Here is a 24950-nt window from a genome sequence, read left to right as displayed (position 1 = left end):
GACGCTCCTCTCCACTGTCCTGTGTGCGGACGCGTCAGCCCGTGCGCACGCCGCGCACGTTCGACCGCATGAGTCGCTGGGTGACCTCCGGCCTGCGCCGTCAGGGCGCCAGATCCAGCGTTCCGGCTACCCAGGGCGGCTACCATGCCGTAGCCCCTCATCTAGCCCAGCCCAGAATTCCAGTGAGGTCAAAAAGTTCGCGTTTCACATCGGTTCAGGGATCGGGACTGCACGGGGCGATGGTGCTCGCGATGTTCGGCCGATGCGGACTGCGCTGATAGAGCGAGCGTTTCGGGACAGGGCGGCCGGCCCCGCAGATGATGTCCGGGAAAGCGGGGCTGTGGTGGCACCGTTGCATCCGGCCGTTGCCCGCCACGACGATGGCGATCCGCCGGCGCCGCTCACTCCTTACCCACCGCGAAGTCGCGCGTTAGCACAGGAACGTGCTGCAGATCGGGCTCACCAAAGGCCGCCATGGGCCCCCGCAACATATGCGGGGATATCAGCATGAGGGCGGCAAAGCGGTTGGCCTCGACCTCTCTGCGCTGCCGCCGGTCACCCTGCTTCACTGTGAGGCGCAGTAGGTCGGAGCTCTTACGCAGGAACCGGCCCAACTGATCCGGTGCGTGGTACGCCATCAGGACGTTGCACGAGTTCGTGCGCGATAGTGAAGCAGCGACGCGATTTGTCCCCGCGCTTGACGAGGATGGTGACTTCGGACCGCTTCGCGTCGGTCACGAGGCCGCCCTCGAACTTGACGGTGTCGAGGTCCTCGATCCTGAGAATGCGGGGGCGCGCACAACTCTTGGACCGGCACGGGCACTGAATGGTTCGGCTCGGCCTGGAGGATGCCTTTGACGAGCGCCTCCGGTGAGCCCGCATCAGCGAGGTCCTTCCTGCTGATCGGCATCCGCGCAGCCCCTTTCCGTCCCTGGACCGATCCATCAGGCCGCCGCGCACCCGCGACCCCAAGATCGGCCTACGGGGAGCTTGCGCGGGCGGTGACCCACTTTAGGTTCAACAACGAGAGCTGGCCGACGTTTGCGGCGGCTTCACTATCGACCCCGTCTGCTAACAAGCTCTCTCGCCGTGGCGAGCAGGCGCCTAACGCTTCTTGCCCAACTCGGCGGCGATATCCTTTGTCATCCGGCCGACCTTCCGATGCGCGGCCGTAAGCTGGTCCTGCGTTACGCCCCATCGCTTCATCCAGAACTCGACCGCCTTGCGTTCCGACAGGTCGAGTCGGTCCTTATTGATGAAGCCACGCTTGTCCTTGAGGCCGGCCATTGGGATCCTGGTGGCTTGATGATGTGCGGTATGGGAAAGACCTAACGGCTCCCCCTGACGATGACGATGGCGAAAGGATGCGGGAAACCGCCCTGATATCGCAACTCGTCCGGCACGGCAGTTTCTGGGTGCGTACAGGCAAGGCCACAACGCTTGGCCGAGCTACCGATCTTTCGGAAGTCAGCCAATAGTCCATACCGCCTCAAGTGAGGCAGTCGTCCGCCGGGGTAACGCGGCGTGCACTGCAAGCCAGTGGAAAATGTGGGCAAAACTCGGGGCTAGCGGCTCACGCCCATGTGAAAACCATAATCAGCGTAAATACAAAGTCTAAGTAGCTGGCGGAGGGAGCGGGATTCGAACCCGCGATACCGTTGCCGGTATACACACTTTCCAGGCGTGCGCCTTCAACCACTCGGCCACCCCTCCGGCCCTCACCTGTCCTCCGACGCGACGCGAGGGGCGTTCGCGCTGGGGCGTTGGGCGAGGTGGCGGTGCTGTACCGTCCGAACCGGTTCCTGGCAAGATGTCCGCAGGGGATCGGGTGCCGATTCGCGGCCACGGAGGCTTCGGTCGCAGCGCCCGTTGAGACCGGGGGGCGACTCGTCGGCGCATCCCGCACAGGGGATCGAGCCGCGGGGGAACGGCTCGGCGAGGTCGGCCGTTGATTTCCAAAGCTGTGCCGTCGCTGCCGGCAGACCGCCGGTCGGCGTCCCCGTTTCTCAAAGGATCGTTCCATGAGCCTGATCGGACGCATCGTGACCAAGCTTCTCGGTAACGAGGATCGCGTCGTCACGCGCGATACGCGCAACGCCGATTCGAGCACGCCCATCGGGCGCCTCGTCACCAAGATCCTGCGCCGCTAAATCGCTCGCGCCGGAGAAAAAGCCGCGTCGGCGCCGGAGCGCGCCGACGCCATGTCGTGAGGCCAGTATCCGGCCGCGATGCAGCAAGGGACCTTCTCGATCCCGCGCCGAGGCCGGTCCCTACGGACTGAAGAGGCTCATCAGGCCTGCCACGATCGCGTAGACGAAGCCTGCGTTCAGGGCGACACCGGCCGTGCCGACCACGAGACCGGCGATCACCACGACGCCGTCCCGCTCGACCAGTCCGAGCCCAACGAGGCAGACCGCGAGACCAAGCGGGATCTGACCGATGATCGGCGCGGCGACGATGAGGGCCATCGCGAGCGTGAGGAGCGCAAGGCCCATGCCGCGCATGCCGAGCGCGCTCTCGAACACGCTCATGCGCGGGCGAGACCAGCGCTCGAGGCGCTGAAGGATCGGGACGGCGCGGCGTACCGCACGCTCGACATCCTGCCGAGCGATCGAGCGGCCGAGCAGGCGGCGCGGCAGCCAGGGCGCCGACATCCCGGCCGCGATCTGGACGGCGACCAGCAGGAGCAGCAGCCCGCAGACCAGTGGGATCGGCGGCGGCATAGGCAGGCAGTTCGGCAGGCCGAGCAACACAACCAGCAGCGCGAAGGCCCGGTCGCGCAGGACCGCGACGATGTCGCCGACGGTCAGCCTGTCACCGTCCTGGCTGGCCAGGACTGTGAGGACTTCGGACGTTCGTGCACCGGAATACAAGGCTCGGCCATGGTTCTGCTGTCCCGGCGCGGCTCTACCGGACTTCGCCTGCCCCGCCAAGCGCGGGGGCGCACGGCCGGCGTCAGGGGCAGCCTCTGGCCCGGTCGCGCGAGAATGCGACAGCGATCGGTCGACTAATTAACCTAAGGTATATTTGTGGCGTAGTGCGCACTTGAAGTTTGCAGCTTTCGATAGCTCGTGCGTAGTCTGATAATTTCAAGTTGAAAATTTGGCATCTGGTTTTTCGCCCAGATCTCGCATAGGATTTCTGGCACATCTCAGGTCCGTCCATGGGCGGAATACTCTGAGGAGATCGCTCGTTGAGCGTTCGGCCGGTCGCGACCATTCGACGAAGCGCGCATCTTGGACGCTGGCTCGCAACGCTGGGCACGCTCCTGGCAGATGTGCCCAGCGTTGCGGCCGGAGAGTGGGACGTCGTCCTGTTCGGCAGCCTGGATGCAGGAGCGGCAACCTTTGTGAGCGCCGGGGCAAAGGTTGCGCCGGGCGGCGCGACACGCGACGGGTTCGTTCTGCTCGCAGGCGTCGGTGCTGGGCAGCGTCACGAGCGCGGCGTGTGCGCCTGCGCACGCCTTCCCGCTGTGTCGAGCCTGTCGCGCAGCACGGCTCTCGGTGCTGCGGTCGTGGGCTACCAGTGGTTCCACGACTGGGGCGTTGCCGCGCTCTTCGTCGGGCCGGAGGGATCGGTCGAGGTCCTGAGCGGATCCGCCGGAAGCCTCGCACTGCCGCCGCGCTGGGGCCTGCGCTTGCACGGGGAGATCTGGGCGCGACCGAGCGACGAGACCCTGCTGCAGGCCACCGTAATCCTCGGCTCCTCGCGGGAAGATGCCTGGGGCCGGCTCGCATGGGGCTATCGGCTCTGGGACGCCTATCTGGGGCCGGAGGCGAGCCTCTACGCGGACCGAACAGCTTACCGGAAGTGGAATTTCGGCCTGCATGCCACCGATTTCGCGCTGGGCCGCTTCGGTCTCCGAGCCTCCGCCGGTGTCCAGTTCGAGACGGACCAGCGGCCCAGTCCCTATCTCGCGCTCGCTGTCTGGACGACGCTGTAGCGGGTGCCTCAGCCCTTCGTGCGCAGGGTCGAGCGGCCGCCATCGGCACCGATGATCTGGCCGGTGATCCACGCGGCCTCATCCGACACCAGGAAGGCCGCCAGCCGCCCGATATCATCCGGCTCGCCGAGGCGCTGGAGGGCGTGCATGCCGGCAATGCCCTGGGCCAGGGTCGCGTTGGCCGTGATGGCGGCGGCAAGCGGCGTGCGCGTCAGCGAGGGCGCCACCACATTGACGCGGATCCGGGGGCTCAGTTCGGCCGCGAGGGAGAGGGCGAGGCCCTCCACCGCGCCCTTAGCCATCGCCACGCTGGCATGGGCCGGGAAGCCCTGCCGCGCCGCGACCGTCGAAAATAGCACGACGCCCGCGCTCGCTTCGCCCGCCCCAACCCTGAGGGCGTCTGCGGCCGCCTGCACCGCCGAGAAGGCGCCCAGCGCGTTGAGCCGGAAGTCGGCCTCCGCGTCGTCTCGCGTCAGTCGCGCGAGCGGGCGCAGGTTGATCGTGCCGACCGCATAGACGAGGCCGACCAGATCCGCGCCCGCCTCCCGGGTCGCTCGCAAGAGGAAATCGGGGTCGGCGACGTCGCCCGCGCTCGTCGTGGTCTCGCTGAGTTCCGCAGCGACCCCTTCGAGCCGACCGGCGTCGCGGGCGGCGAGGTGCAGCGCGTAGCCGCGGCGCCGCAGGGCCCGGGCCGTGGCTTGGCCGATGCCGCCGGTACCTCCGTAGATCAGAACGCGTCCCCTCGACCCTCGCATCACTCCGCCCCTTGCCTCCGTGCCGGACCGGCTCAAGGTATGGCGGGCTGCGGCAGCTGGGAGGCCGCGCGGCCGAGCCGAACCCCGTTCACGACGTCGCAGGACCCCGGAGAGACCATGAAGTTCGCCTTCGCGGGCATCGATTTCCTCGGCGGCGTGTTTGAAGCGCTGGTCGGGGCCGGCTGGACCCCGATCAAGCTGTTCAGCCGCCCTTGCGACGGGATCTACGACCACAATGACGTCGTGGTGGCGCGCGCGCGCGAGGCCCACGTGCCAATCCAGCTCTCGCGCCTGCGGGCACAGGATCTCGAGGCCCTGCGGGCCCTGCACGGGCGGGACTGGGCCCTCGTGGTGGCGGGCTATCCCTGGCTCATCACGGGCTGGCGCCCCTTCGCCACCTACGCACTGAACTTCCATCCATCGCCGCTGCCGACCGGGCGCGGGCCTTACCCGTTGTTCCGGGCGGTGGAGCAGGGCTACGAGACCTGGGGCGTCACCGCGCACGTGCTCGCCGAGGAGGGGTTCGATACGGGTGACATCCTGGCCCAGGACCTGTTCGACCTCGCCGCCCGAGAAAACCACGAGAGCCTGCTCGCCAAGTGCCAGATGGCGGCCCGGCGCCTCGCCGCCGGCCCGATTGCCCGGGAACTGCCGCAGCGCTGGCGGCGGCCAGAGCCGCAGGGCGACGGGTCGTACTGGCCGCGGGCGAGTGACGCTGACCGCACGCTCGATTTCCGGGCCGGGGTCGACGCGGTGCTCAGGCGCGTCCGGGCCTTCGGGGCGATCGAGACGATCGCGCGGGTCGAGGATGCCCGCATCTTTGTGGCCGAGGCCAGCGGTTGGCACGAGGCGCACGGCCACGCACCCGGCACCGTGGTACACCGCTACAGGCGCCACCTCGTGATCGCCGCCCGTGACGGCTTCGTCCAGCTCACGCGCTGGTCGCCGGTGGGCCTCGCCGAAGCGGCGCGGATCGGGCGCTGAGCCGCCGATGCCCCGGATGCGCCGCAAGGCCGACCTGCCGGAGAAGATCTGCGCGCAGTGCGGCCGGCCCTTCGCTTGGCGCAAGAAGTGGGCGCGCGACTGGGACGCGGTGCGCTACTGCTCCGACCGCTGCCGGGCCGAGTCGCGGCGGGAGCGCGGTGCGGAGGCATGCCCGGCCGCGCACGGGGAGCCTGATGGCGCGCGGAGGCTTCGCTCCCGCGACGCCTGAGGCAGGACATGCCAGGGTGAGGCAGGCGCAGGGGGCGGTCTATCGGCCCTAATCCGGAATTTCCATCTCGAGTGTTCAATTTTTGGTTGCAAATGCCATGCGCTCATAGCTTCATCGGTCCGACACCACGGGGGAGGGCTATGTCGGACGAGTTGTGGCAGCGCGCGATGGTTGCCTTTCAGGAGAGCCGGCGCCTGATGCAGGAGGCTGAGCGCGTCCGAGGCAGCGGTGAGAGCCTGCGTCACACTCTCGCCGGCACGCTGGATGAGATGCGCGATTTCGGGACGCGTGCGAGGGCCTGGCTCCAGCTCGAGGCAGTTCGGCCGAACGCACCGCTGCCCACCCGGCATCTCTGAGCGGCGGCATCGGTCCCAACAGTTCCGAGCGGGGACTGGGCCGGGTTTACAGGCCCATCAGCGCTTCCGGTGTGTCGATATCGAGGCTGGTGCCGGCCTCGCCCGCGATCTCCACCACGTCCGGTCGCCCCGCCAGAAGGGGAGCGGCCCCGCGATCGCCCACGAGCTCCGAGAGGTCCGCAGCGAGGCGGTCCCGGTTCAGAAGGACCGGGTTGCCGCGGCGCCCGGCCCAGACCGGAACGATCGCGGCGGCCGCCCCGTCAAAGGCCTCGGCCAGGCGGCGCAACAGGGCAGGGGCTACGAGCGGCATGTCGCCGAGCATCACCACCGCGCCCGCGCAGGTCGGGGGCAGCGCCGCGAGCCCAGCCCGGAGCGAGGTGGAGAGCCCCTCAGCGTAGAGCGGGTTCTCGACCGTATGGATGTCGAGACCGACCAGTGCCGCCTGCACCGCGGGCGCGTGCGCGCCGAGCACCGCGACCACCGGGCCGAGACCGGACGCGCAGGCGGCCTCGGCCGCGTGCCGCACGAGCGGACGTCCGCCGAGATCGGCGAGGAGCTTCGGCTCGGGCCCGAAGCGCGTGCCGCGCCCAGCCGCCAGCAGCACGATGCCGATCCGGGGGCCGATCCAGGCACCGGTCTCAGGCATCCGCATCGTCCGGCGCGCCTCCGTCCCGCGGCTGGGGCCGAGAGACGATTTCCATGAGCAGGCCCCCGACCCCGAGGGCGACGATGTCGGCGCGGGTCACCCTGAGGCCCGCGAGCAGGCGGTGCAGCACCCAGTCGAACCCGTTCTCCTTGGGCGACCGGGCGCAGCCCGGCGCGCCGATCACCGGCATCGTGCCGAGGCTCCCGATCAGGAGAAGGTTGCCCGGATCGACCGGCATGCCGAGATGCTCCACGCGGCCCCCTGCGCCCTCGATTCCGGCTGGGATCACGTCCTGCCGGTCGGCGATGGCCGAGGCGCCGAAGACGACCGCTAGCTCCGCGCCCTCCCGGTCGAGGCGGGCAAGCGCGTCGGCGAGCGCGGCCGGATCGTGCGGGACCCGAGCCTCGGCGAGGATCCGGGCGCCGGTCGGCGCGAGGCGTTCTGCCAGAACGGAGAGCGTGCGCTCGATCGTGCTCTCCTTCAGGCCGGGAAGGCGCGTCGAGACGACCCCCACCCGTTCGAGCCGGTAGGGCGCGATCCGCAGCGGCGGCTCCGGCAAGGCGGCGCAGGCCCGTTCCACCACGGCGCCCGCAACCGCGTAGGGGATGACCTTGACGGTCGCCACCATCTCGCCGGCCACGACCGGCCGGAACGGCGGCAGCGTCGCGGCGGTCACCGCCTCGTCGACCGCGTTCACGCCGTCGATGGCGGCGCGGTCGACGAGGAGCACGCCGCGCCGCTCCGCAAACAGGTTGCAGCGGCCGGTGAAGGGCGCGGCGACGCGCAGCGACCTGTCACCCAGGCGCTCGGCGAGGCGGTGCGCCGCCGCGTCCTCGCCGACGTCGCCCGGCTCCAGGCGCACGGCCACGAGGTCGTCCAAGCCGGCCGCCGCGAACTGCTGGGCCATCTCGGGCGTGACGACGTGGCCCTTGCGCAGGGTCGCGCCACCCGCCCGCACGGTGTGCGCGGTGACGAGCCCCGCCGCCTCGGAGACCGGCACGCGCCCGAACCTCACGCGGCCGTCTCCGGACGACGCAGGGCCTGGACGACCTGCGCGAGCACCGCGATCGCGATCTCCGGCGGGCTGACCGCGCCGATGTCGAGCCCGATCGGCGCACGGATGCGGGCGGTCTCGGCCTCGCTGAGGCCGGCCTCCGCGAGGCGCGCGAGCCGGGCCGCGTGGGTCTTCCGCGAGCCCAGGGCGCCGATGTAGAAGCAGCCTGCCCGCAAGGCTGCCGCCAGCGCCGGGTCGTCGATCTTCGGATCGTGGGTGAGCGCGGCCAGGGCGCAGTAGCGGTCGAGGACGGGCACGGGGCCGCTCAGCGCCGCGTCGGGCCACGCCGCCACGAGATCCACGCCGGGAAAACGCTCGGGGCTGGCGAAGGCGGTGCGCGGGTCGATCACCGTGACGGCGAGGCCGAGGGACGCCGCCATCGGGACGAGCGCCTGGCTGATATGGACGGCGCCCACCACCACGAGCCGCACCGGCGGCACCTGGACCGTGAGGAAGAGCTGCCGTCCGTCCGCCTCAATGAGGCCGCTGCGCCCGGAGGCGAGCGCCCGCCGCAGCTCTGGCGCCAGCGGATCCGCCGCGATCGCCGCGGCCGTGACGAGGCGCTGCGCCCCGTCGGCGATGTCGGTGACGAGAACGGCGGCTCGCCGCGCGGCCCGCTCGGCGTTGAGGGCTTCGAGCGTCTCGGCGCGCATCAGTCGACCCGCTCGACGAGGACGCGGATGCGCCCGCCGCAGGAGAGGCCGACCCGCCACGCCGTCTCGTCGGCCACGCCGAATTCCAGGACGCGCGGGCGCCCCTCCGCGATCACGTCGATCGCGTCGGTGATCACCGCGCCCTCGACGCAGCCGCCCGAGACGGAGCCCAGGAAGTTGCCGTCCCCGTCGATGACGAGGTGGCTGCCCACGGGGCGCGGGGCCGAGCCCCAGGTCTCGATCACGGTCGCCAGCGCAACGCCGCGGCCCGCGCGCCGCCAAGCCGCGGCGGCGCTCAGGATGTCGGTATCGGAGGAGAGCATCGCCTTGCCTTCGGGGCGGGCGCCGGCCCGCGCGTTTGCCGTCGGGATACCCGGCCTTCCCCCGTGAGGTATAGCGGGTCCGGCCCGGCGCAAGACCGCGGCCGCGCGCGGCCGGCGTGGGGCAGATGCGTCCCGGGCGCCGGGCTCGGTGCGCCCGCTACGATCCGACCAGCCGCAGGGCGGCGCGTCCGCGGGCGGCCGGCGGCTCGAAAGCTTCCGGCATCGGGGCGCAGCAGGTCCGGTTCCGCCCGGCTTTCTTCGCGTCGTAGAGCGCCTCGTCCGCGAGCCGGTAGAGGTCGTCGGCCGCGGTGCCCGGCGCGGCGCAGGCGAGGCCGATGCTGACCCGGACCGCCCCCGCCGGCATCCAAGTCCCTTCGCCGGTCACTTCGCTGGTCCCTGCGCCGGTCCTTTCGCCGATCCCCTCGCGGGCACCCGCGAAGACCAGTCCGGCCACCTCCGCGTGGATCTTCTCGGCGATGCGGGCTGCGCCCGCCGCGTCGGTCTCGGGCAGGAGGACGGCGAATTCCTCGCCGCCGATGCGGGCCACGAGATCGTCCGGCCGGCGGACGCTCGCCGACAGGCTCTGCGCCAAGCCCTTTAGCACTGTGTCGCCGACCGCGTGGCCGTAGCGGTCGTTGTAGCGCTTGAAGTGATCGGCATCGACGATCAGGAGGCAGAACGGCCGCCCGGTGCGGTGCGCCCGCTCGCAGGCCGCGCCGAGCGCCTCGTCGAAGCGGCGGCGGTTGGCAAGGCCCGTGAGGACGTCGGTGCGGGACAGGGCGGCGAGCTCAGTCTCGATCGCCGCGCGGCGGCGCAGCTCCCGCCCGAACAGGAGCGCGAGGCCGGCCGTGAGCCCGCAGAGGGCGAGCAGGATGCCCCCGAGCACGAGGGCCTTCCGGCGCCACTCGGCGTCGATCACCTCGGTCGCCACGGCGACGTTGAGGACGAGCGGCAGATCCTCGAACTGGACGAAGGTGTAGTGCCGCTCCACGCCGTCGCTGTGGGTCGTGCCGACGAAGGTGCCCCGCGCCTGGCGCAGGAAGCGCGCGAAGTTCGGTGTGCCGGCGAAGTTCGGGGGCGGGGCGGAGGCGATCGGGTCGGGGGTCGGATAGCGCACGATGCGCGTGCCGTCGCGGTGGAAGAGGTTGATCGTGCCCCGGTGCCCCAGATCGATCCGCTCGAACAGGCGGCTGAAATAGGAGAGCGACAGGCTGGCGAGGGCCACGCCGCCGAAGGAGCCGTCCGGCTTGCTGATCCGGCGGCTGAGCACGACGATGGGCGCTCCGGTCAGGCGCGAGACGATCGGGTGGCTGATGTAGAGCCCGAGATCGGAGCGGGCCGCGTGCGCCTTGAAGTAGGTCCGATCGGCGTTGTTGGTATGGCGTGCCGTCAGGGAGGCGGCGTCCATGATGCTGTCGCCGTGCTCGTCGAGGACGAGGACCACGCCGACATCTTTCGCGTTGACCACCCGGTCGAACAGGACGAGCTGGCGCAGCTCGCGGCTGGCCTGCGCCAGGGCCGGCGCCTTCAGGTTGTCGACGATCGCCTGCAGCGAGAGGTCGATGATCTCGACGTTGCGCGCCACGTCGCGCTCGATCACCTGGATGAGGTTGCGGGAGGTCTGCTCGGCCTTCTCCCAGGCGTCCCGCCGCAGGTCGAGCAGGATGAGGCCGGAGACGATGAGCATGCCGACCGGCGCCAGGATGCCGAGGGCGGTCCAGAGCCGGGGCAAGCGGAGCGGCCCTGCGGGGCGGCGCGGCGCGGTCATCGTTGGCGGCTCCCCGGGACCGGTTCCGTGTCGGACGGAATATCTTCCGGAAACACTGACAACGCTTTAAAAAGAGCCGTCAAAACCCCTGTATTCCGGTCTTTCGGCCTGCCTCCGGCGCGGCCCCGAGAACAGCGCAGATCTCGCCGTCGCGCTCACGCGCGCGGCCCGAGCGGGTCGCAGCGGAAGGCGCCGTAGGCGTCGCGGGCGAGGCGCCCGGCGAGCGCGGGCAGGAACAGGGCGGCCTCCTCGGCCAGCCGCCAGGGCGGATTGACCACGATCATCCCGGTGCCGGTGAGGCGGGCGGGATCGGGCGGGTCGACCACGAGGTCGAGGCGCAGCGCCGGCCGGCTCAGGTCCCGGTCGAGGGCGGCGGCCATCCGCTCCACCGCCGCCGCGTCCTTGATCGGGTACCACGCCAGGAAGATCCCGGTCGGCCACTTGGCCACGGCCTTGGCCAGATGCACGCCGAGGCGCTCGACCTCGCCCGGCACCTCGAAGGGCGGGTCGATCAGCACGAGGCCGCGCCGCTCCGGCGGTGGGATCATCGCGTTGAGGGCGGTCCAGCCGTCGAGGTGCAGCACCTTGGTGCGGGCGTCGCGGGCGTAGCGCGCCCGCAGGGTCTCGTGGTCGACAGGGTGCAGCTCGACGAACACGCCCTTGTCGCCCGCGCGCAGCGCCTCGCGGATCAGGGCGGGCGAGCCCGGATAGGCCGTGGCCCCGTGGCGCACCCGCACGGCCGCCACGGCCTCCCGGTAGGGCGCGAGCAGCGCCTCGACGGGCGCCTCGAAGGGCGCCTCGAGCCGGCCCCAGCCGTCGTGCCACTCGCCCGTGCGGGCGGCCTCGTCGGCGTCGAGGTCGTAGAGGCCAATCCCCGCGAAGGCGTCGATCGCCCGGAAGGCGGTGGGCTTCAGGCTGAGATGCGCCAGCACCCGCACGAGGACGAGGTGCTTGAGGACGTCGCAGAAATTCCCCGCGTGGAAGGCGTGCCGGTAATTCATCGTCCGCCCATAGAGGGGTTCCGGACCGGGTGGCAATCGGGACCGGCGCCCGTTCCGACGCCTGCGCGCTCCGCAGAGGAGTGACTTTCGGCCGGTGCCGCCCTGCAACGGCCGCTCGGAGTGGGTGGCGGACCTCTGTTCAGACTCGTGCGAACCGCTGCTTCCCCTACGACAGCGGACCGGAAACGCCTTGCTAACCAGCACAGGAAAGAGCTGCAGCAAAGCTCACACCCTCCCGGAGTCACTCCCGTATGAGAGGCTGAGGATACCCGGAGGTGTTGATGCGGAGCGAGAGACGGCAATCCCCTCGAAAAGATTGCCTGAAGATCGGCACTCTCGTCAGCCGCGACGATGCGGTCTGCTGGGACTGCCTCGTTTGGAATGTGTCGCAAGGCGGCGTCATGGTCGAGCTTGACCCGGACTCGACCGTACCAAGTGTGATCAGGCTCCACCTGCCGGCCCTGAACATCCACCGCTCCTGCCGACGTGTCTGGCAGCAAGGGCGCAAGGCCGGCTTGGAATTCATGGACCGAAGCAGCCCCTCCTCCGAGCCGCTCACGCTGATCACCTGACCGACTGAGCGGCCGCTTTTCCACGGGCAAGCAGTGCTTGAATGCGATGCTTGCGCGCCATTCGCCAGAGCGACTGTTCCGCGCTATCGGCTCCCTTTGTGCGGCAAACCAGTGCGGCAGAGCAGATCGAGCCTGCCATCCGCTCCAGTAAATGCGTCTGTGCAATGAGACTGGCGACCGGCGCGTCGTCGGACACTTCGTAGCCCCCTATGCCTTCATCGCAGGTAGGGCGACAGGTTCACGCGGGAACCCGACCTCAGTTTGTCAGGAGTAGCTTGCCCGAGAGCGGCCCGACGCCCTTGGGCACCGGCACGCTCGTCTGGTCGTAGTTCGCGTTCAGGTAGAGGTTCGGGCCCTCGTAGAGGTTGACCTGCTGGGCCACCACCACTGTGTAGGCTGACTGATCCGCCACCGGCTGCGTCGCGTCGATCACGAGCCGTCCAGAGGGCAGATAAATGGTGCCGAGCATGGTGCGGGCATTGTTGCTGATGATCCGATAGATCCGCATCGGCTTCGTCTGACCGAGCGGAAGCGGCGTCGGCGGGATGCCGACACCGTAGTCGGTTGCGTTGGCCAACAAGGCAGGATCGAGAGGGTTAGCCACCGCAGTCTGCTCCGCCATGAGCAGGCCTGCCATTTCACCTGTCGTAGGCGCCGTCAGCTTGATGGTTGTATCCTTGTCGAAGAGTAGGCCGGCCTTGTCGCCAGCGAAGTATAAGCCGACACCCTCTCCGGTCAGGGATGCCTTGTCCTTGACGATCAGCGGACCGTCCTTGAAAACATAGATGCCGGGCTTCAGTGTCACCACAGCGTTCTTCTTGATCTGCAAGCCGGCGCAGTAGGTGCCCGGTTCCAGCGTGACGCTCTGGTCGATCGTCGGCGTCTTCGTGATCGGCAATAGGTTGAAGGGGAAGGGTAGCGTCGCGCAGGCACCGACCGCCGGATTTGCGCGGCCTTTCAGCGGGTCCTCGATCACTGGGCAGCCGGTCTGAGGCGTCGGCGCGAAGTTCGCGCGCAGGCCGAGGTAGCCACCGGCCGAGCAGATTGTGTCTGCCCGGGCAATCGCGCTGTCACCACCCACCATGCCGGTCGGACTGGTCGAGTTCGAGTAGAGCGAGCAGTTATTGGCGGTGACCTGCGCCTCCTTCTTCAAATAGAAGGCGCCTGGCGCTGCAGCATCTAGCGTGAGCATACACAGACGCAGCTTGCCCACGACATTGACCCGCGCCTGGGCGGCGACGGTGGTGGAGCTCAGACCTACGAGAGCACCAAAGCTGAAACGGACCGTCTCCTCAGCGCGGGCGAACACGCTGGTCTTCTCCGGCGGCACTTCGATGGACAGCGTGAACGGTCGATCAGGCGCGGGTCGAGCCGCATCGCGGATCGTCTGCTCGGTCACGCCGCGGACTGAGTCGAGGTTAGAGGCTGCCAGCTTCAAGGCGTTACCGCCCGCGATCACGCCGCGATCAACCGCACTCTGAAGCTGAGACTTGCGATAGGTGAGGCGAGCATAGTCGACGCCGCCGCCTACGAGGCCGATTATAACCGTCGCGCTGAGGCCGAAGATGAGAGCCACTCCGCCGCGACGATCCTTGCCCAGGGCGCGACAGTATCTGACGAGGGCTGTCGGCACCGCCTGCCTACGGCTCGCTTGCGGGCCAGATTCAAACATCTCGGTTGGTCCTCGCCGTTCCGGCTTTGCCATCAGGCTAATCGCAGGGCTATGCACAAGCTCTTAAAGCGACTAGCAAAGTGTCTCCTTAACGCGCTTGCGAAGCGTGGCTCCATTCACAAGGATTTCGAAGGCCGGCAGGGCCAAGCGCCGACCAGCGCGCTCTGGATGACTACGACATAGTTCTCCCTGAGCTCCTCGGGATGCTGCAGGATATGAAGGGAGAAAATGATTGCCGCGTCTACGAGCTTTGCATGAGGAGGTGGGCAGACAGCATCGTCTCTAACAACGAACGCAAGCGTGGTTCGCACAGCACCGATGCATTCACCGACGCGGCGCAGCTTGTCCGCATCCCTCGGAGGCGTGCCTTTGCGAGAGAACTTGATGAACTGATTGCATCCCTCGATGATATCTGCCGAGGTTTCACCCTCGGGTGCAGCCTGAACGGGTACGCTCAGCATACCAAGGAGTAACATACCGCCAAATGCTGCGCGAAGCGGTCTTGCGTGCAAGCGGCACCAGCTCATGTGCGCTTTCCTGTTTGGACGGCAAATGAATTCGGCTGAGCACCGGAAGGCCTGGTCAACGTCGGGTCTTAGTCTCGGAGTCCTGAAGCACCGCCGCCTGCAGCTCGGCGAACGCCTTCCTCGGGATGAGCACAGCAACCATTCGGCCGTCAGCCGCAGTGAAGCGAACATCGACGCTATCACCACCGTCTATGAGCTTGACGTCCGCGAGCGCTCTCACGGCGATGGCCAAGGGCGTTCCGCTCTCGTCATTCATAGGACCGCGCATACGGGAGGATTCCTGTTTGCACAGTAAACACCACACCTCACGGTTGCGTGAGCGTTGGTGCCCCGCCTGATGATGCAGGCCGTGGGCCGATCGGGCATGCCGCAGGTGTCCGTTTCGAGCACAAGGTTGCCAGCTCTTCGAGCATGCCCGGCTTTGGTGCGGTATCGAACTATTCCCCTCATGCTCCCAGCAGTCTAGCTTGGATGCTGGCATGCGGGCGCGTCGGGAGTTCCAGCGCGATAACCATGTGGAGGCTCATCACCCACCAGATGCTGCGCCAGCGGCCGCGCTGGATCGGCTATCTGGCAGCCGTTGTGATTGTCAGCCTTGCCTACGGTGCCGGCCGATGGGCCTGGCCCTCGCTGCAGGCCTACCCGTTCTTCTTCTACTTCCCCGCCGTGTTCCTGACGGCCGTCCTGTTCAATCATGGTGCGGGTTCACGTCGGTGACGGCGTCGTAGTTGGCCGCCTCGATCTGCATCAGCTTCAGCGGCTGGGTAATGCCGGCATTGTTGACGAGGACGTCGATGCGGCCGACCTGTGCCACGATCTCGCCAGCGGCGATCTGGCAGGCTGCGCGGTCGGTGACGTCGCAGGCGAGCCCGAGATGCCCGGGCCCGATCTCCCGGGCAGCCGCTTCGGCCTGGCCGGCATTGAGATCGAGGATGACGATGCACGCGCCATGGGCGGCGAAGCGGCGGGCCGTCGCCTTACCGATCCCGCGCGCGGAGGCCGCGCCCGTGATCACACAGACCTTGTCCCTCAGAAGCATTGCGATGTCCTCCCGGCAGCCGGAGGCGTCCGGCCGCATCGTTTCGTCGGGAGGATCGATCTCTGCTCATGAAACGGATTCAACTCCGCCGTCATCAACTAAAGGCTGCAGAGAAATCGTCCTTCCCGTTTCTGTTGAACCCAAGATGCGCCAAGTCAGACCGCGCTGACAAACGCATAAGCTGCAACCGCAGTTGAAACATATTCATCTTTGCTGGGGGGATGCTTGGCCGTCGAGGATCGGATCGATCGGGATCGAGAGTTCGGCCGCGAGCCATCGCGCGAAGGCCCGCAGGGGCGCGCGACGGCGCGCGGCGATCGGAAAGACCAAGTGATGACCGACGTAGCGAAGCTCGCGCGCATGACCGGCGAGCGGAGCGACGAGCCGTCCGGCGGCGATTTCCCGCTCCGCGAGCCGGGTCGATTCGAGCGCGACGCCCAATCCGTCGGCCGCAGCGGCGAGAGCCAGGAAACTACGGTCGAAGCGCAGGCCCGCGGCCGGCGGAGGCGCGAGTCCGTTGGCCTCGAACCAGTGCGGCCAGCGCAGCTGCTTGTTGTCGCTTTGAATGAGCGTCTGTCCGAGCAGGTCCGTGATCGAGCGGATCGTGCGGGCTCGGGTCCGATCGCAGAGCGGGGTCACGATTTCCTCGCCGAGGCCCATGCGCACAAGGCCGTCACCCCGTGGCGCCCCGTAGACGATGTCCGCGTCGAAATCGTCGTTCGTGAAACGGGCGTAGTCCATGCCGGCCGCGAGGCGGACCTCGATCCCAGGATGCTCGCTGAGAAATCGAGCCAGACGCGGCGTGAGCCACTGCGCAGCAAAGCTCGGCGCGCAGTGCAGGCGCAAGAGCTGGGAACTGCGGCTCATCACGAGGTCCAGACCGCTATCGAGCGCCTCGAATGCACGGCTCGCATGTTCGAGTAGGATCTCGCCAGACGAGGTCAGACGGACGCCCTGGCCTGTGCGCTCGAATAACGGAACCCCGACACCCTCTTCCATCTTGCGGATCGCGTGACTGATCGCGCTTGTCGACAGGCTCAACTCGCTCGCGGCCGCTTTGAAAGAGCATTTACGGGCCGCGGCCTCGAAGATATGGAAGGCTGAAAGTGAGATCGAATAGCGCATCAATTGCCTTTTAGAAAGTAGGAAACATATGTCTAACTAACTACATCCTACGGGAAAATTCTAATTTTTTGTAGAAATGGACTGACGTGGCCGGCTATCTTTGGTCCTCTGGCGGGGTCAGAAGACGAGCACGGAACAGGTCGTCCTGAAGCTGCGGCGGATCGAGGTGCAGACGGCCCAGGGCAAGAGCTTGGCGCTGGCTCAGCTGAGGCGGAGGTCTCCGAGCAGAGCTATGACCGCTGGCGCAAGGAGTGCGGCGCCCTCCAGACCGACGGAGCTCGGGATCCAGCCCTCGATGTTGCGGTCGTGGCGTGCCACGCTGAACGCGGTGGCGCCCCGACCGCGACCGGCAGGATCGACGGGGATTGCGCCACCAAGCCCGGTCGCGTCCCCGTCCGATCAGGCCGCCGAGATTGCCTGGTTGCTGCGTGAGCTCGACCGCACGCGCATGAAGCGCGACGTACTAAAAAGAAGCCATCGGCATCTTCGCGGAGATGCCCAAGTGACTTTCGCCTTCATCGAGCAGCATGCGCGGACCTGAGCGAGCCCGCGGGAGACCGCGACCATGGCAGAGGACAAGCAGGCCGGGACCGAGCCGAAGGTGCCTGTGGAGCGCGCCGACCTGAAGGCGCCAGGCCAGCCCTCGCCCAAAGGCGAGGACAGGCCTGGCTTCAACCTGGGCGGCAGCGCGGACAAGGATGCGCAGCAGGGCGCAGTGCCGGACACAGGCCCTATCAGCGACCCGGAGATTGGCAACGAGCAGCCGACCGACCGCAGCCAACTGACCAGCAAGAAGGGCAAGCCGGCCTGAGGTGGCGGTCAGCCGCCGCTAATCTAAGCACCGTAGCCTGCCCGTCTGTTGGCACCTCCGCCGTGATAAAGGATCAGAACATCGCGGGCATCCCGCGGTGGACCATGCGTCTCGAAGGATCGGTTGACGCCGCACTCGCCAACCACAATGCCAGGCGTAGGCAGGAGCTCGCCGTCCGCCTCGGCCGTCTGAAGCGCGCCGAAATCGAGGCCTGTCCGCATGTCACGGTCCCTGGCTGAGTAGGATGCGCGAGGGGACCAGCCGGAAGCGTTGAGGCCGGCCGCTCCTTTCCACCTGCAGGCGATGCGTAGCAGGTCGAGGCGGCCCCCCGACCAGCAAGTCTCGTTGACGGATCCCGATGCTCGCTCGATGGCGACCCACGGTAAGGGAACCGGGGTCGTTGGCTATAACGTTCAGACGGCGGTCGATGCCGAGCATCATCTGATCGTCGCCCACACCGTGACCAACGTCGGCAGCGACGGCGCCCAACTCGTCCCGATGGGGCTCCTGGCCCAAGAGGCGACGGGATGCGCCACGCTCACGGTGCTGGCCGACCGGGACTATCTCAACGGTGATCAAGTCCTGGCGTGTGAGGGCATGGGCCTCCTGCCGTGCGTGCCCGAGACCCTCACCTCGAACCACGTCAAACGAGGTCTCCTCACAGGACAAGACTTCGTCTAAGACGCCGAGAAGGATCACGACACCTGCCCCGCCGGCCAGCAGTTGCCCAAGGGGGCTGCCCGGTCCGACCGCCGGTCCGAAGATGATGCCATGGACCCTTACAGTCATCCGACGGCTTGCTCGAGTTGTGCGCTCAAACCCCGCTGCAAGCCTGCGAAGACGCGGCGGATCAAGCGCTGGGTGCATGAGGGCGTGCTCGATGCGATGCAGGAGCGGCTCGATCGGATGCCGGAGGCGATGATGATCCGTCGCCAGACCGTGGAGCATCCGTTCGATACGCTGACGGCCTGGATGGGGGCGACGCACTTCCTGACCCGCACACTGGCGAAGGTCAGAACAGAGATGAGCTTGCAGGTTCTGGCCTACGACATGAAGCGGATGATCCAGATAATGATCCAGATATTGGGGGTTGGAGTGCTGATCACGGCGCTCCGAGCCTGAACCCCGTCCGTGCAGGTTCGCTCGTAAGGCTCACCGATCTGCCGCGTCGGCCAAAACCACGTTCTCACACAGCCTCGGTCGGGAGCAGCCCATCGCACCGTCACGCCGATGACGCTTCGATCCTAGCGCGCCGCTCCCACCGTCACCTCGCGGGCGCGGCAGTTCTGGCGGGCGAGGTCGGGGCAGGGGGTGAAGCCGCGCAGGTCCTTCGAGAGGCAGATGCGCACCTCCTGCAGCGCATCGCGCGCGCAGGCGACCTGCATCATGTCGGGCCGCAGGCCGCGATTGGCCGCGACGAACAGGCGGGCGATCTCGATCGGGGCGAGGCGCCGGTCCGGGCCGCCGCCCCGGAGCTCCTCCGGGATCGTCACGGCGGCGCGGGCCTCGCGGGTCGCGCGGAAATAGGCGGCCGGGTCGAGGCCCGAGCAGGTGCCGTGCTTGCGCCACTCGTAGCGGGCGAGACCTTCGCTCGGGAAGACCTCGCCGGCGATCTCCATGGCCTGCCGGGTGGGCGCGCGCTCCACCGCCGAGCAGTTCTGCGGGTAGCCGCGCGCGTATTGCGGCCAGAGCCCGTGCACGACGAAGCCGAGGTCGCGCCCGGGCGCGCACTGGCGCGGGTCCGGCCGGGCGGCGGTCCCGCAATAGGTCGGCGACCAGGACAGGGCGAGAACGTAGAAGTCGAAGGCGCCCGGCCGGTCGCCGCCCCGGAAGCCGCCGACATCCTGCGCGCCCGCGCCCGTCGTCGCGACGAGCGCCGGGAGGAGCGCCGCGGCGAGTCCCGCCGCGATGCGCCGCCTCAGGCCGCGCCCTCCGCGGTTCGCCGTGTCGCTTCCCTGGCCGTCCCGCATGACCCGTCCCCCCGGAGGTCGAAGCGCCGTGCCGGCTCCGTCAGGGCCGCGCCATCCGGCAGGCGGTGGCGTAGGCGTAGGCGAGGTCGCGGTCGAGCCCGTGGACGCAGAACTCCACGCCCCACTGGTCGCCGAGGAGGCCCAGACTCTCGCGCACCGAGTAGTCGATCTTGCGGCGCACCCCGTCCGAGGTCGTGGCGGTCGCCGAGCAGAAGCGGCGGGGGTAGAAGTCGAGGCCCCAGGGCCGCCAGGCGGTCCGCTCGATCCGGTCGATCGCCACGATCGTGAGCGAGGAGTTCCAGAACTTGGCCTCCTTCTCGGCGAAGCGGCTCGAGACCTTCTCCAGCACGCTCGGATCCTGGCAGCCCGGGATGTCGGCGTTGAACGGGAAGGTGCGCTCCTCCGCCGGCTCGATCTCCTCGCGGGCCGAGCGGGCGAGCGCCGGCTGGGCGGCCGCGATCAGCACGAGGCCGGCCCCGAGGGCGGCGCGCATCCGCGAGGAGCACATCCGCGAGGAGGTGAAGGCTGTCATGGGCGCGTTCCTGAGCGAGTGCCTGGGCGACGCGGGCCGCCTGGTCCGCTGGGTGTCCTGCATCCGGCGACGATGGCCGCGGGGGCGCTCAAGTCAAGCTGTCCGGCCCCGATCCGAGCCGCCGCGCCCATCGTTTCGCGCCGCCTGCGTCCGGTGGGTGACACCCCCGGTTGCAGGCGCAGCCCTCAGTAGAGCGGTCCGGGCGACAGGCCGGGCGGGCTGAGCGAGAGCGGCGCGTCGTCGTCGAGCGTCGCGTCGGGCAGGGCGGTCGCGGTGCGCGGCGCGGGTGCCCGGGGCGCGAGCGGGCGCTGCGGCGGGGCCGACGCGTAGGCGGCGGGCGCCGGGTGGTGGGCCGGGGCGCGGGCGACCGGGTTCGGGCCGCGGCCCTGCGACATCGGCGTGAGGCCGTAGGGATCGTCCTCCTCCACATCGACCGGCGCCTGGGGCGGGGCGGGCTGGCGCGGCGGGGGGAGGGGGCGGGTGAGGCGCCGGCCCTCGGCCCCGAGCTGCGGCGTGAACTTGATCAGCGGCTGGCAGATGCGCCGCAGCCCGCGCGGGTCGTGCCGGGCGAGGTCCACGTGGATGTGGTCGTAGTGGAACACGTTCGAGCCCGGTGCCAGCACCGTGGTGAAGCGCTGGCAGGCGCCCAGGAAGACCTCGCGCAGAAAACCCTGCTCGGCCTCGGTGCCGCGCCAGCCGCCCTTCACGGTGATGACGTAGCCGTCCGCCAGCTTGAAGGACATGATGTCGACGGCGTTGCCGAAAGAGTGCTCCGAGAGCTTGGCGCCCGGCTGGTTGTTGCGCCCGCGGCAGGCATAGGCGCCCGCGTTGATCTCGGCGACCGGCTGGCCGAAATAGAGCTCGGCGGCGGGCTGGATCGTGTCAGCGAGCCAGGCCTCCGCCTCGGAGAGCGCCGGGCAGGCCAGCGTCATGCGCTGCTTGAGCGCCACCGTGCCGTTGCCGAGCCGCGTCACCCGGAAGGGCTGCTGCATGCCGCAGGGGCCGGGCCCGTCGATCTCCTTGGCGGGGGTGACGAACTCGGTCGTCGTCACGAGCTTGCGGGACAGGCACATCTGCTCCGCCTGGTCGCGCCAGGGGTCGCGGCGCTCGAACTTGTTGAGCGCACAGCCGGTGAGCCCCGCGCCCGCGAGCGCAAGGGCGGAGAACGCGAGAACGCTACGCCACATGATCGGGACGATGCGCACGAGTCCGTAAAGCCTTCGTCAACGATGCGGGGCGCGTGCGAGGCGGGGATTCCGGGCGCCATGCGCCGCGCGGACGTTGACAGCGCCGCCGCCGGATCGGACTGGTATGCCATGCTCTCGCTCGTCGACATCCGCACTCGCATCGCGGCCGGCACGCTCACCCCCGCGGCGGCCGTGCAGTTGTCCCGGGAAGCCATCGCGGCGCGGGAGCCCACGGTCGGGGCGCTCGCCGCCCTCGCGGCGGACGCCGCCATCCCCGCCGAGGGACCGTTCGCGGGCATCGCGCTCGGCGTGAAGGACATCATCGACACCGCCGACCTGCCGACGCAGATGGGCTCGCCCGTCTACGCGGGCTGGTGCCCGCGGGCGGATGCCGCCGTGGTGAGCCGCCTGCGCGCGCTCGGCGCCTGCGTGCTCGCCAAGACCACGACCTCACCGTTCGCCAGCATCGACCCCACCGAGACGCGAAACCCGAACGCGCCGGGCCGCACGCCGGGCGGCTCCTCGGCGGGCTCGGCCGCGGCGGTCGCAGCCGGGATGCTGCCGCTGGCGCTCGGCACCCAGACCGGCGGCTCGGTGATCCGGCCGGCCTCCTTCTGCGGCTGCGCGGCGATCAAGCCCTCGTTCCGGCTGCTGCCGACGGTGGGCGTGAAGACCTTCTCGTGGGCGCTCGACACGCTCGGCCTGTTCGGCGCGGGCGTGCGCGACCTCTCCTACGCGCTGGCCCATCTCGCCGGGCGGCCCGAGATCGACGGCGCCGCGGTCCCGGACGCGCCCCGGATCGGCCTCGTGCTGCAGGACTTCGCGGGCCCGGCGGAGCCGGAGGCGCAAGCGGCCCTGGAGGCCGCCCGCCGCGCCGCCGAGCGCGCGGGGGCCCGGGTCAGCGCGGTCGCGCTGCCCGATCCGCTGCCCGAGGCCTGGGCGCTGCACCGGGTGATCCAGGATTACGAGGGCCGCCAGGCGCTCGCCTGGGAGATCGCCGCGCACCGGCCGCTCCTGCCCGCCAAGATGGGCCGCCAACTCGATGCGGCGGAGGCGATCACCGCCGCCGAGTACGACGCGGCGCGGCGCTGCGCGCACCGCTCGCGCCGGGCCCTGAAGGACCTGTTCGGGGATTTCGACGCGCTCCTGACCTTCTCGGCGGCCGGACCCGCGCCCGCCGGCCTCGGCTCGACCGGGGACCCGCGCTACAACCGCCTCTGGACGCTGATGGGCGTGCCCTGCGTGAGCGTGCCGGTGCCGGGCGACGGCCTGCCGGTCGGCGCGCAGGTGATCGCCCGCTTCGGCGACGACGGCCGGGCCCTCGCCGTGGCGCGGCTGATCGAGGGGGCGCTCGCGCGCGGCTGAGGCCGGGTCAGGCGGCAGGCTTCATCGCCGCCTCGAGCCGTGCCCCGAGCCTTCGCAGGGTGCGGCCGAACAGCTCCGGGTCCTGCAGCGCGCTCGCGGTGACGAGCGCGCCCTGGATCGCCGTCACCGCGTCCTCGGCGAGATCGCGGGAAGCGGCGGGCTCCGCGCCGGCCCGCGTCAGAGCGTCGGCCAAGGCGTCGCGCCACGCGGCGAAGTAGGCGTCGATGCGGCGGGCGAAGCGGTCGCGCACCGCGCCGAGCGCGAAGGCGCCGACGAGGCAGACGCGGCGCCCGGAGCGGAAATAGGCGTCGCTCGCCGCGAGCATCGCCCGCACGGCCCGCGCCGGGTCCGGATCCTCGCGCAAGGGGCGGAACATCTCGGCCTCGAACCAGGCCTCGATCGCCTCGAGGACGCGGGCCGCCATCTCTTCCTTGCCGCCCGGGAAGTGGTGGTAGAGGCTGCCCTTGCCGAGGCCGAGGCGCGCCCCGATCAGCGCGAGGCTCGCGCCCTCGAAGCCGTGCTCCCGGAACACCTCGGCGAGCGCCGGGACGAGATCGTCGCGGCTCGCCGCAGCGCCCATCGGGTGCTCAGAGCCCGAGGTCGCTCAAGCCCGGATGGTCCGCCGGCCGCGGCCCGGAGCGGTCCCAGCGGAACAGCCGCTCGCCCGCGTCGATCGGCAGGTCGTTGATGCTGGCGTGCCGCTCCCGCATCAGGCCGTTGCCATCGAAGGCCCAGTTCTCGTTGCCGTAGGCGCGGAACCACTGCCCCGCATCGTCGTGGAACTCGTAGGCGAAGCGCACCGCGATCCGGTCCTCCGTGAAGGCCCAGAGTTCCTTGATCAGCCGGTACTCGTGCTCGTGGGCCCATTTGCGGGTGAGGAACTCAACGATGGCCGGTCGTCCCGCGAAGATCTCGTGGCGGTTCCGCCAGCGGCTGTCCGCCGTGTAGGCCAGGGCGACCTTCTCGGGCGAGCGCCCGTTCCAGCCGTCCTCGGCGGCGCGGACCTTCCGGATCGCCGTCTCGCGGGTGAAGGGCGGCAGGGGCGGGCGGCTCTCGGACATCCGTACCTCGGCGAATCTCTGTACCGATCGGTACAGGCCCGGTGCGGGCCGGTCAATGGGGTGCGGGGCATGATCACCCGCGCCCGAACCCCTGTCCGCCGGAACGGCGCCGTGCGAGCCCCGGTTGCCGGGGCAGGGGGGCACCGTCAGGAGGGAGGCCGCGCATGGCCGGCGAGAAGCCGCACGGCGACAAGACCCACGCCCAGCAGCAGCGCATCATCGAGCACAAGGACGGGCCGAACGTGCCGGCGGGCGGCGGCGCGAAGATCCGCAACAGCCCGCCGCGGGAGCCGCGGAGCGCCTCGCAGCAGGAGAGCCGCGACCACCACAAGCACAACAATCCCGGCCAGGAGGGCCACCGGCCGCAGAAGCACGGCCCGGCCGAGGAGAAGCACTGAAAGCGAACTCCCGGCCCGCGCCGCAGCGCGGGCCGGCGCGGCGCCGGCCTCAGTCGAGGGCAGCCGCCTGCCGGACGGTGCCGGCCCGGCGCGCGTTCACCCGCACGCGGTCGCCGACCCGGGCGATCTCGATCGCGTCCGTCGCGTCGCCGAGCGCGCGGGGCGTCGAGAGGGTCACGCTCTGGTCGGCCGCGAGCACCGTCTCGAAGCGCACGGCCGGAGCGGCCGCGCGGGGCGCCAGGGTGACGACCACCCGGTAGCCCCGCGCCTCCGGGGTGTAGTAGGCGACGCCCGAGAGCGTGCCGAGATCGATGCTGCCGGCAGCGCCCGTGCCGATCTCGGCGGCGCCGACAGCGCCGCCGGCGCCCATGAGGGTGGTGGCCGCGAGCGCGGTCTGGAGGATCATCTTGCGAACGGTCATGGTTCCGGTCCTTCCTGAGGGGCCGGGGCCGCTGCCCCGGTGATGGAGCGGATGTATTTTGCGCCGCGTCATGGATCAAACCGATCGCATCGCTAATGACTATTGACCATGTCGATCTGGCTCGGGTCGATCTCAACCTTCTGGTCGCTCTCGACGCGCTGCTGGCCGAGCGGAGCGTCACGCGCGCGGCGGCGCGGATCGGCCTCGGCCAATCGGCGATGAGCTCGACGCTGGCGCGCCTGCGCCGCCTCTTCGACGACGAGCTGCTCACCCGCTCGCCCGAGGGCATGCGCCCGACCCCCCGGGCGCTGGCGCTGGCCGAGCCGCTGCGCACCGCCCTGCGGCAGGTCCAGGCGCTGGTGCGGCGGGAAGAGGCGTTCGATCCCGCCACCGTCGCCCGCCAGTTCACGATCAGCCTGCCCGACAGCACGGAGGTGCTGCTGGGGCCGCGCCTGCTCGCCTATCTGCGGGCGGAGGCGCCCGGCGTCCGTCTGCTGCTCCGCGGCTTCGACCGGGCCACGATGCTCGACGACCTCGACACCGACCGGATCGACCTCG

Annotated in this window: 30 protein-coding genes, 1 tRNA gene and 4 pseudogenes; 14 read left to right on the top strand and 21 right to left on the bottom strand. The window is 69.7% G+C overall.

Features of this window, described 5'->3' with window-relative positions; translation table 11 throughout:
* Window positions 1-1104 precede the first annotated feature (1104 nt).
* Together MFF54_RS19530 and MFF54_RS19525 are read right to left on the bottom strand one after the other, a co-directional pair.
* Window positions 1105-1287: a DUF3606 domain-containing protein gene (locus tag MFF54_RS19530; protein WP_238304510.1), complete on the bottom strand. Its 183-nt coding sequence runs from the start codon at window positions 1285-1287 to the stop codon at window positions 1105-1107.
* 336 nt (window positions 1288-1623) lie between these two features.
* Window positions 1624-1713: transfer RNA gene (locus tag MFF54_RS19525), tRNA-Ser, on the bottom strand.
* Between the two features lie 308 nt (window positions 1714-2021).
* On the opposite strand from MFF54_RS19525, the gene MFF54_RS19520 reads away from it, so the two are divergent.
* Window positions 2022-2150 carry a TFIIS helical bundle-like domain containing protein gene (locus MFF54_RS19520; RefSeq protein WP_238304508.1) on the top strand — a complete coding sequence of 43 codons (129 nt, stop codon included), beginning with the start codon at window positions 2022-2024 and terminating at the stop codon, window positions 2148-2150.
* Window positions 2151-2270: 120 nt separating this feature from the next.
* Here the strand turns inward: MFF54_RS19520 and MFF54_RS19515 are convergent, their stop codons facing one another.
* Window positions 2271-2873 carry an exopolysaccharide biosynthesis protein gene (locus tag MFF54_RS19515; RefSeq protein ID WP_066924394.1) on the bottom strand — a complete coding sequence of 201 codons (603 nt, stop codon included), beginning with the start codon at window positions 2871-2873 and terminating at the stop codon, window positions 2271-2273.
* 404 nt (window positions 2874-3277) lie between these two features.
* Here MFF54_RS19515 and bcsS point away from each other — a divergent pair, with 404 nt between their 5' ends.
* On the top strand, window positions 3278-3943 hold the full coding sequence (gene bcsS, locus MFF54_RS19510; RefSeq protein ID WP_306423972.1) for a cellulose biosynthesis protein BcsS: 666 nt from the start codon (window positions 3278-3280) through the stop codon (window positions 3941-3943).
* A gap of 8 nt (window positions 3944-3951) precedes the next feature.
* Here bcsS and MFF54_RS19505 read toward each other — a convergent pair whose 3' ends face one another.
* Complete coding sequence (locus tag MFF54_RS19505; RefSeq protein WP_238304504.1) at window positions 3952-4698, bottom strand: SDR family NAD(P)-dependent oxidoreductase; 747 nt, start codon at window positions 4696-4698, stop codon at window positions 3952-3954.
* 117 nt (window positions 4699-4815) lie between these two features.
* Between MFF54_RS19505 and MFF54_RS19500 the strand changes: the two genes are divergently transcribed.
* The 3 genes from MFF54_RS19500 (at window position 4816) to MFF54_RS19490 (ending at window position 6267) form a co-directional block, all read left to right on the top strand.
* Entirely contained in the window at window positions 4816-5682 is an 867-nt protein-coding gene (locus MFF54_RS19500) for a methionyl-tRNA formyltransferase (RefSeq protein WP_238304502.1), read from the top strand.
* Between the two features lie 7 nt (window positions 5683-5689).
* Complete coding sequence (locus MFF54_RS19495) at window positions 5690-5911, top strand: DUF2256 domain-containing protein (RefSeq protein ID WP_238304500.1); 222 nt, start codon at window positions 5690-5692, stop codon at window positions 5909-5911.
* Window positions 5912-6051: 140 nt separating this feature from the next.
* Entirely contained in the window at window positions 6052-6267 is a 216-nt protein-coding gene (locus MFF54_RS19490) for a hypothetical protein (protein ID WP_238304498.1), read from the top strand.
* A gap of 46 nt (window positions 6268-6313) precedes the next feature.
* On the opposite strand, the gene MFF54_RS19485 is transcribed toward MFF54_RS19490, so the two are convergent.
* The 6 genes from MFF54_RS19485 to MFF54_RS19460 form a co-directional block, all read right to left on the bottom strand.
* The gene (locus MFF54_RS19485; RefSeq protein ID WP_238304496.1) at window positions 6314-6913 is read right to left on the bottom strand and encodes a nucleotidyltransferase family protein; all 600 of its coding nucleotides are present in this window, start codon (window positions 6911-6913) and stop codon (window positions 6314-6316) included.
* Window positions 6906-7928 (bottom strand): molybdopterin-binding protein, encoded by a 1023-nt coding sequence (locus MFF54_RS19480; protein WP_238304494.1) that lies wholly within the window; start codon window positions 7926-7928, stop codon window positions 6906-6908. The genes MFF54_RS19485 and MFF54_RS19480 overlap by 8 nt, the downstream gene beginning before the upstream one ends.
* Window positions 7925-8620: an XdhC family protein gene (locus tag MFF54_RS19475; protein WP_238304492.1), complete on the bottom strand. Its 696-nt coding sequence runs from the start codon at window positions 8618-8620 to the stop codon at window positions 7925-7927. The genes MFF54_RS19480 and MFF54_RS19475 overlap by 4 nt, the downstream gene beginning before the upstream one ends.
* The gene (locus MFF54_RS19470) at window positions 8620-8943 is read right to left on the bottom strand and encodes an XdhC family protein (protein ID WP_238304490.1); all 324 of its coding nucleotides are present in this window, start codon (window positions 8941-8943) and stop codon (window positions 8620-8622) included. Before MFF54_RS19470 ends, MFF54_RS19475 begins: the two co-directional genes overlap by 1 nt.
* A gap of 157 nt (window positions 8944-9100) precedes the next feature.
* Window positions 9101-10711 (bottom strand): GGDEF domain-containing protein, encoded by a 1611-nt coding sequence (locus tag MFF54_RS19465; protein ID WP_238304488.1) that lies wholly within the window; start codon window positions 10709-10711, stop codon window positions 9101-9103.
* Window positions 10712-10866: 155 nt separating this feature from the next.
* Complete coding sequence (locus tag MFF54_RS19460; protein WP_238304485.1) at window positions 10867-11712, bottom strand: 23S rRNA (adenine(2030)-N(6))-methyltransferase RlmJ; 846 nt, start codon at window positions 11710-11712, stop codon at window positions 10867-10869.
* A 281-nt stretch (window positions 11713-11993) separates the two neighbouring features.
* Here MFF54_RS19460 and MFF54_RS19455 point away from each other — a divergent pair, with 281 nt between their 5' ends.
* The gene (locus MFF54_RS19455; RefSeq protein WP_238304483.1) at window positions 11994-12284 is read left to right on the top strand and encodes a PilZ domain-containing protein; all 291 of its coding nucleotides are present in this window, start codon (window positions 11994-11996) and stop codon (window positions 12282-12284) included.
* A gap of 256 nt (window positions 12285-12540) precedes the next feature.
* Here MFF54_RS19455 and MFF54_RS19450 read toward each other — a convergent pair whose 3' ends face one another.
* The 3 genes from MFF54_RS19450 to MFF54_RS19445 all read right to left on the bottom strand — a co-directional run bounded on the left by MFF54_RS19450 (window position 12541) and on the right by MFF54_RS19445 (window position 14715).
* Window positions 12541-13860, bottom strand: coding sequence for a Tad domain-containing protein (locus MFF54_RS19450; RefSeq protein WP_238304481.1), 1320 nt, complete (start codon window positions 13858-13860; stop codon window positions 12541-12543).
* A gap of 212 nt (window positions 13861-14072) precedes the next feature.
* A complete protein-coding gene (locus MFF54_RS27830; protein ID WP_373321207.1) occupies window positions 14073-14417 on the bottom strand; it encodes a Rap1a/Tai family immunity protein in 345 nt (114 codons plus the stop codon).
* A 121-nt stretch (window positions 14418-14538) separates the two neighbouring features.
* The gene (locus tag MFF54_RS19445; protein WP_238304479.1) at window positions 14539-14715 is read right to left on the bottom strand and encodes a hypothetical protein; all 177 of its coding nucleotides are present in this window, start codon (window positions 14713-14715) and stop codon (window positions 14539-14541) included.
* 281 nt (window positions 14716-14996) lie between these two features.
* On the opposite strand from MFF54_RS19445, the gene MFF54_RS19440 reads away from it, so the two are divergent.
* Complete coding sequence (locus tag MFF54_RS19440) at window positions 14997-15200, top strand: hypothetical protein (protein WP_238304477.1); 204 nt, start codon at window positions 14997-14999, stop codon at window positions 15198-15200.
* Here the strand turns inward: MFF54_RS19440 and MFF54_RS19435 are convergent.
* Window positions 15187-15522: pseudogene (locus MFF54_RS19435) on the bottom strand (SDR family NAD(P)-dependent oxidoreductase); the annotation flags it as partial. The gene MFF54_RS19440 and the pseudogene MFF54_RS19435 overlap by 14 nt on opposite strands.
* A gap of 204 nt (window positions 15523-15726) precedes the next feature.
* Window positions 15727-16647 carry a LysR substrate-binding domain-containing protein gene (locus MFF54_RS19430; RefSeq protein ID WP_238304475.1) on the bottom strand — a complete coding sequence of 307 codons (921 nt, stop codon included), beginning with the start codon at window positions 16645-16647 and terminating at the stop codon, window positions 15727-15729.
* 100 nt (window positions 16648-16747) lie between these two features.
* Between MFF54_RS19430 and MFF54_RS19425 the strand changes: the two are divergent.
* From MFF54_RS19425 to MFF54_RS19410, 4 genes and pseudogenes are all read left to right on the top strand, one after another.
* Window positions 16748-16929, top strand: a pseudogene (locus MFF54_RS19425) (IS3 family transposase); the annotation flags it as partial.
* Window positions 16880-17185: pseudogene (locus MFF54_RS19420) on the top strand (hypothetical protein); the annotation flags it as partial. The pseudogenes MFF54_RS19425 and MFF54_RS19420, both read left to right, overlap by 50 nt.
* 27 nt (window positions 17186-17212) lie before the next feature.
* Window positions 17213-17458, top strand: coding sequence for a hypothetical protein (locus MFF54_RS19415; RefSeq protein ID WP_238304473.1), 246 nt, complete (start codon window positions 17213-17215; stop codon window positions 17456-17458).
* Window positions 17459-17752: 294 nt separating this feature from the next.
* A pseudogene (locus MFF54_RS19410) lies at window positions 17753-18580 on the top strand (transposase); the annotation flags it as partial.
* A 122-nt stretch (window positions 18581-18702) separates the two neighbouring features.
* Here MFF54_RS19410 and MFF54_RS19405 read toward each other — a convergent pair.
* The 3 genes from MFF54_RS19405 to MFF54_RS19395 all read right to left on the bottom strand — a co-directional run bounded on the left by MFF54_RS19405 (window position 18703) and on the right by MFF54_RS19395 (window position 21147).
* Window positions 18703-19428: a ribonuclease T2 family protein gene (locus MFF54_RS19405; protein WP_238304471.1), complete on the bottom strand. Its 726-nt coding sequence runs from the start codon at window positions 19426-19428 to the stop codon at window positions 18703-18705.
* Window positions 19429-19468: 40 nt separating this feature from the next.
* Entirely contained in the window at window positions 19469-19960 is a 492-nt protein-coding gene (locus tag MFF54_RS19400) for a hypothetical protein (protein WP_370880273.1), read from the bottom strand.
* Between the two features lie 185 nt (window positions 19961-20145).
* Window positions 20146-21147, bottom strand: a complete 1002-nt coding sequence (locus MFF54_RS19395; protein WP_238304469.1) for an extensin-like domain-containing protein — start codon at window positions 21145-21147, stop codon at window positions 20146-20148.
* A gap of 129 nt (window positions 21148-21276) precedes the next feature.
* On the opposite strand from MFF54_RS19395, the gene MFF54_RS19390 reads away from it, so the two are divergent.
* On the top strand, window positions 21277-22512 hold the full coding sequence (locus MFF54_RS19390; RefSeq protein ID WP_238304565.1) for an amidase: 1236 nt from the start codon (window positions 21277-21279) through the stop codon (window positions 22510-22512).
* A 7-nt stretch (window positions 22513-22519) separates the two neighbouring features.
* On the opposite strand, the gene MFF54_RS19385 is transcribed toward MFF54_RS19390, so the two are convergent.
* Together MFF54_RS19385 and MFF54_RS19380 are read right to left on the bottom strand one after the other, a co-directional pair.
* Window positions 22520-23092, bottom strand: coding sequence for a TetR/AcrR family transcriptional regulator (locus MFF54_RS19385; protein ID WP_238304468.1), 573 nt, complete (start codon window positions 23090-23092; stop codon window positions 22520-22522).
* A gap of 7 nt (window positions 23093-23099) precedes the next feature.
* Window positions 23100-23573 carry a nuclear transport factor 2 family protein gene (locus MFF54_RS19380; RefSeq protein ID WP_238304466.1) on the bottom strand — a complete coding sequence of 158 codons (474 nt, stop codon included), beginning with the start codon at window positions 23571-23573 and terminating at the stop codon, window positions 23100-23102.
* 164 nt (window positions 23574-23737) lie between these two features.
* On the opposite strand from MFF54_RS19380, the gene MFF54_RS19375 reads away from it, so the two are divergent.
* Entirely contained in the window at window positions 23738-23971 is a 234-nt protein-coding gene (locus MFF54_RS19375) for a hypothetical protein (protein ID WP_238304464.1), read from the top strand.
* A gap of 49 nt (window positions 23972-24020) precedes the next feature.
* Here the strand turns inward: MFF54_RS19375 and MFF54_RS19370 are convergent, their stop codons facing one another.
* Window positions 24021-24392: a hypothetical protein gene (locus tag MFF54_RS19370; protein ID WP_238304460.1), complete on the bottom strand. Its 372-nt coding sequence runs from the start codon at window positions 24390-24392 to the stop codon at window positions 24021-24023.
* 95 nt (window positions 24393-24487) lie between these two features.
* Here MFF54_RS19370 and MFF54_RS19365 point away from each other — a divergent pair.
* On the top strand, window positions 24488-24950 hold a 463-nt coding region (locus MFF54_RS19365; RefSeq protein WP_238304458.1), incomplete at its 3' end, for a LysR family transcriptional regulator.

It is taken from the genome of Methylobacterium gregans (assembly GCF_022179245.1).
Classification (GTDB): Bacteria; Pseudomonadota; Alphaproteobacteria; order Rhizobiales; family Beijerinckiaceae; genus Methylobacterium; species Methylobacterium gregans.
Note: the sequence above shows the minus strand (reverse complement) of the source record. Positions and strands in the feature narration are given on the sequence as shown.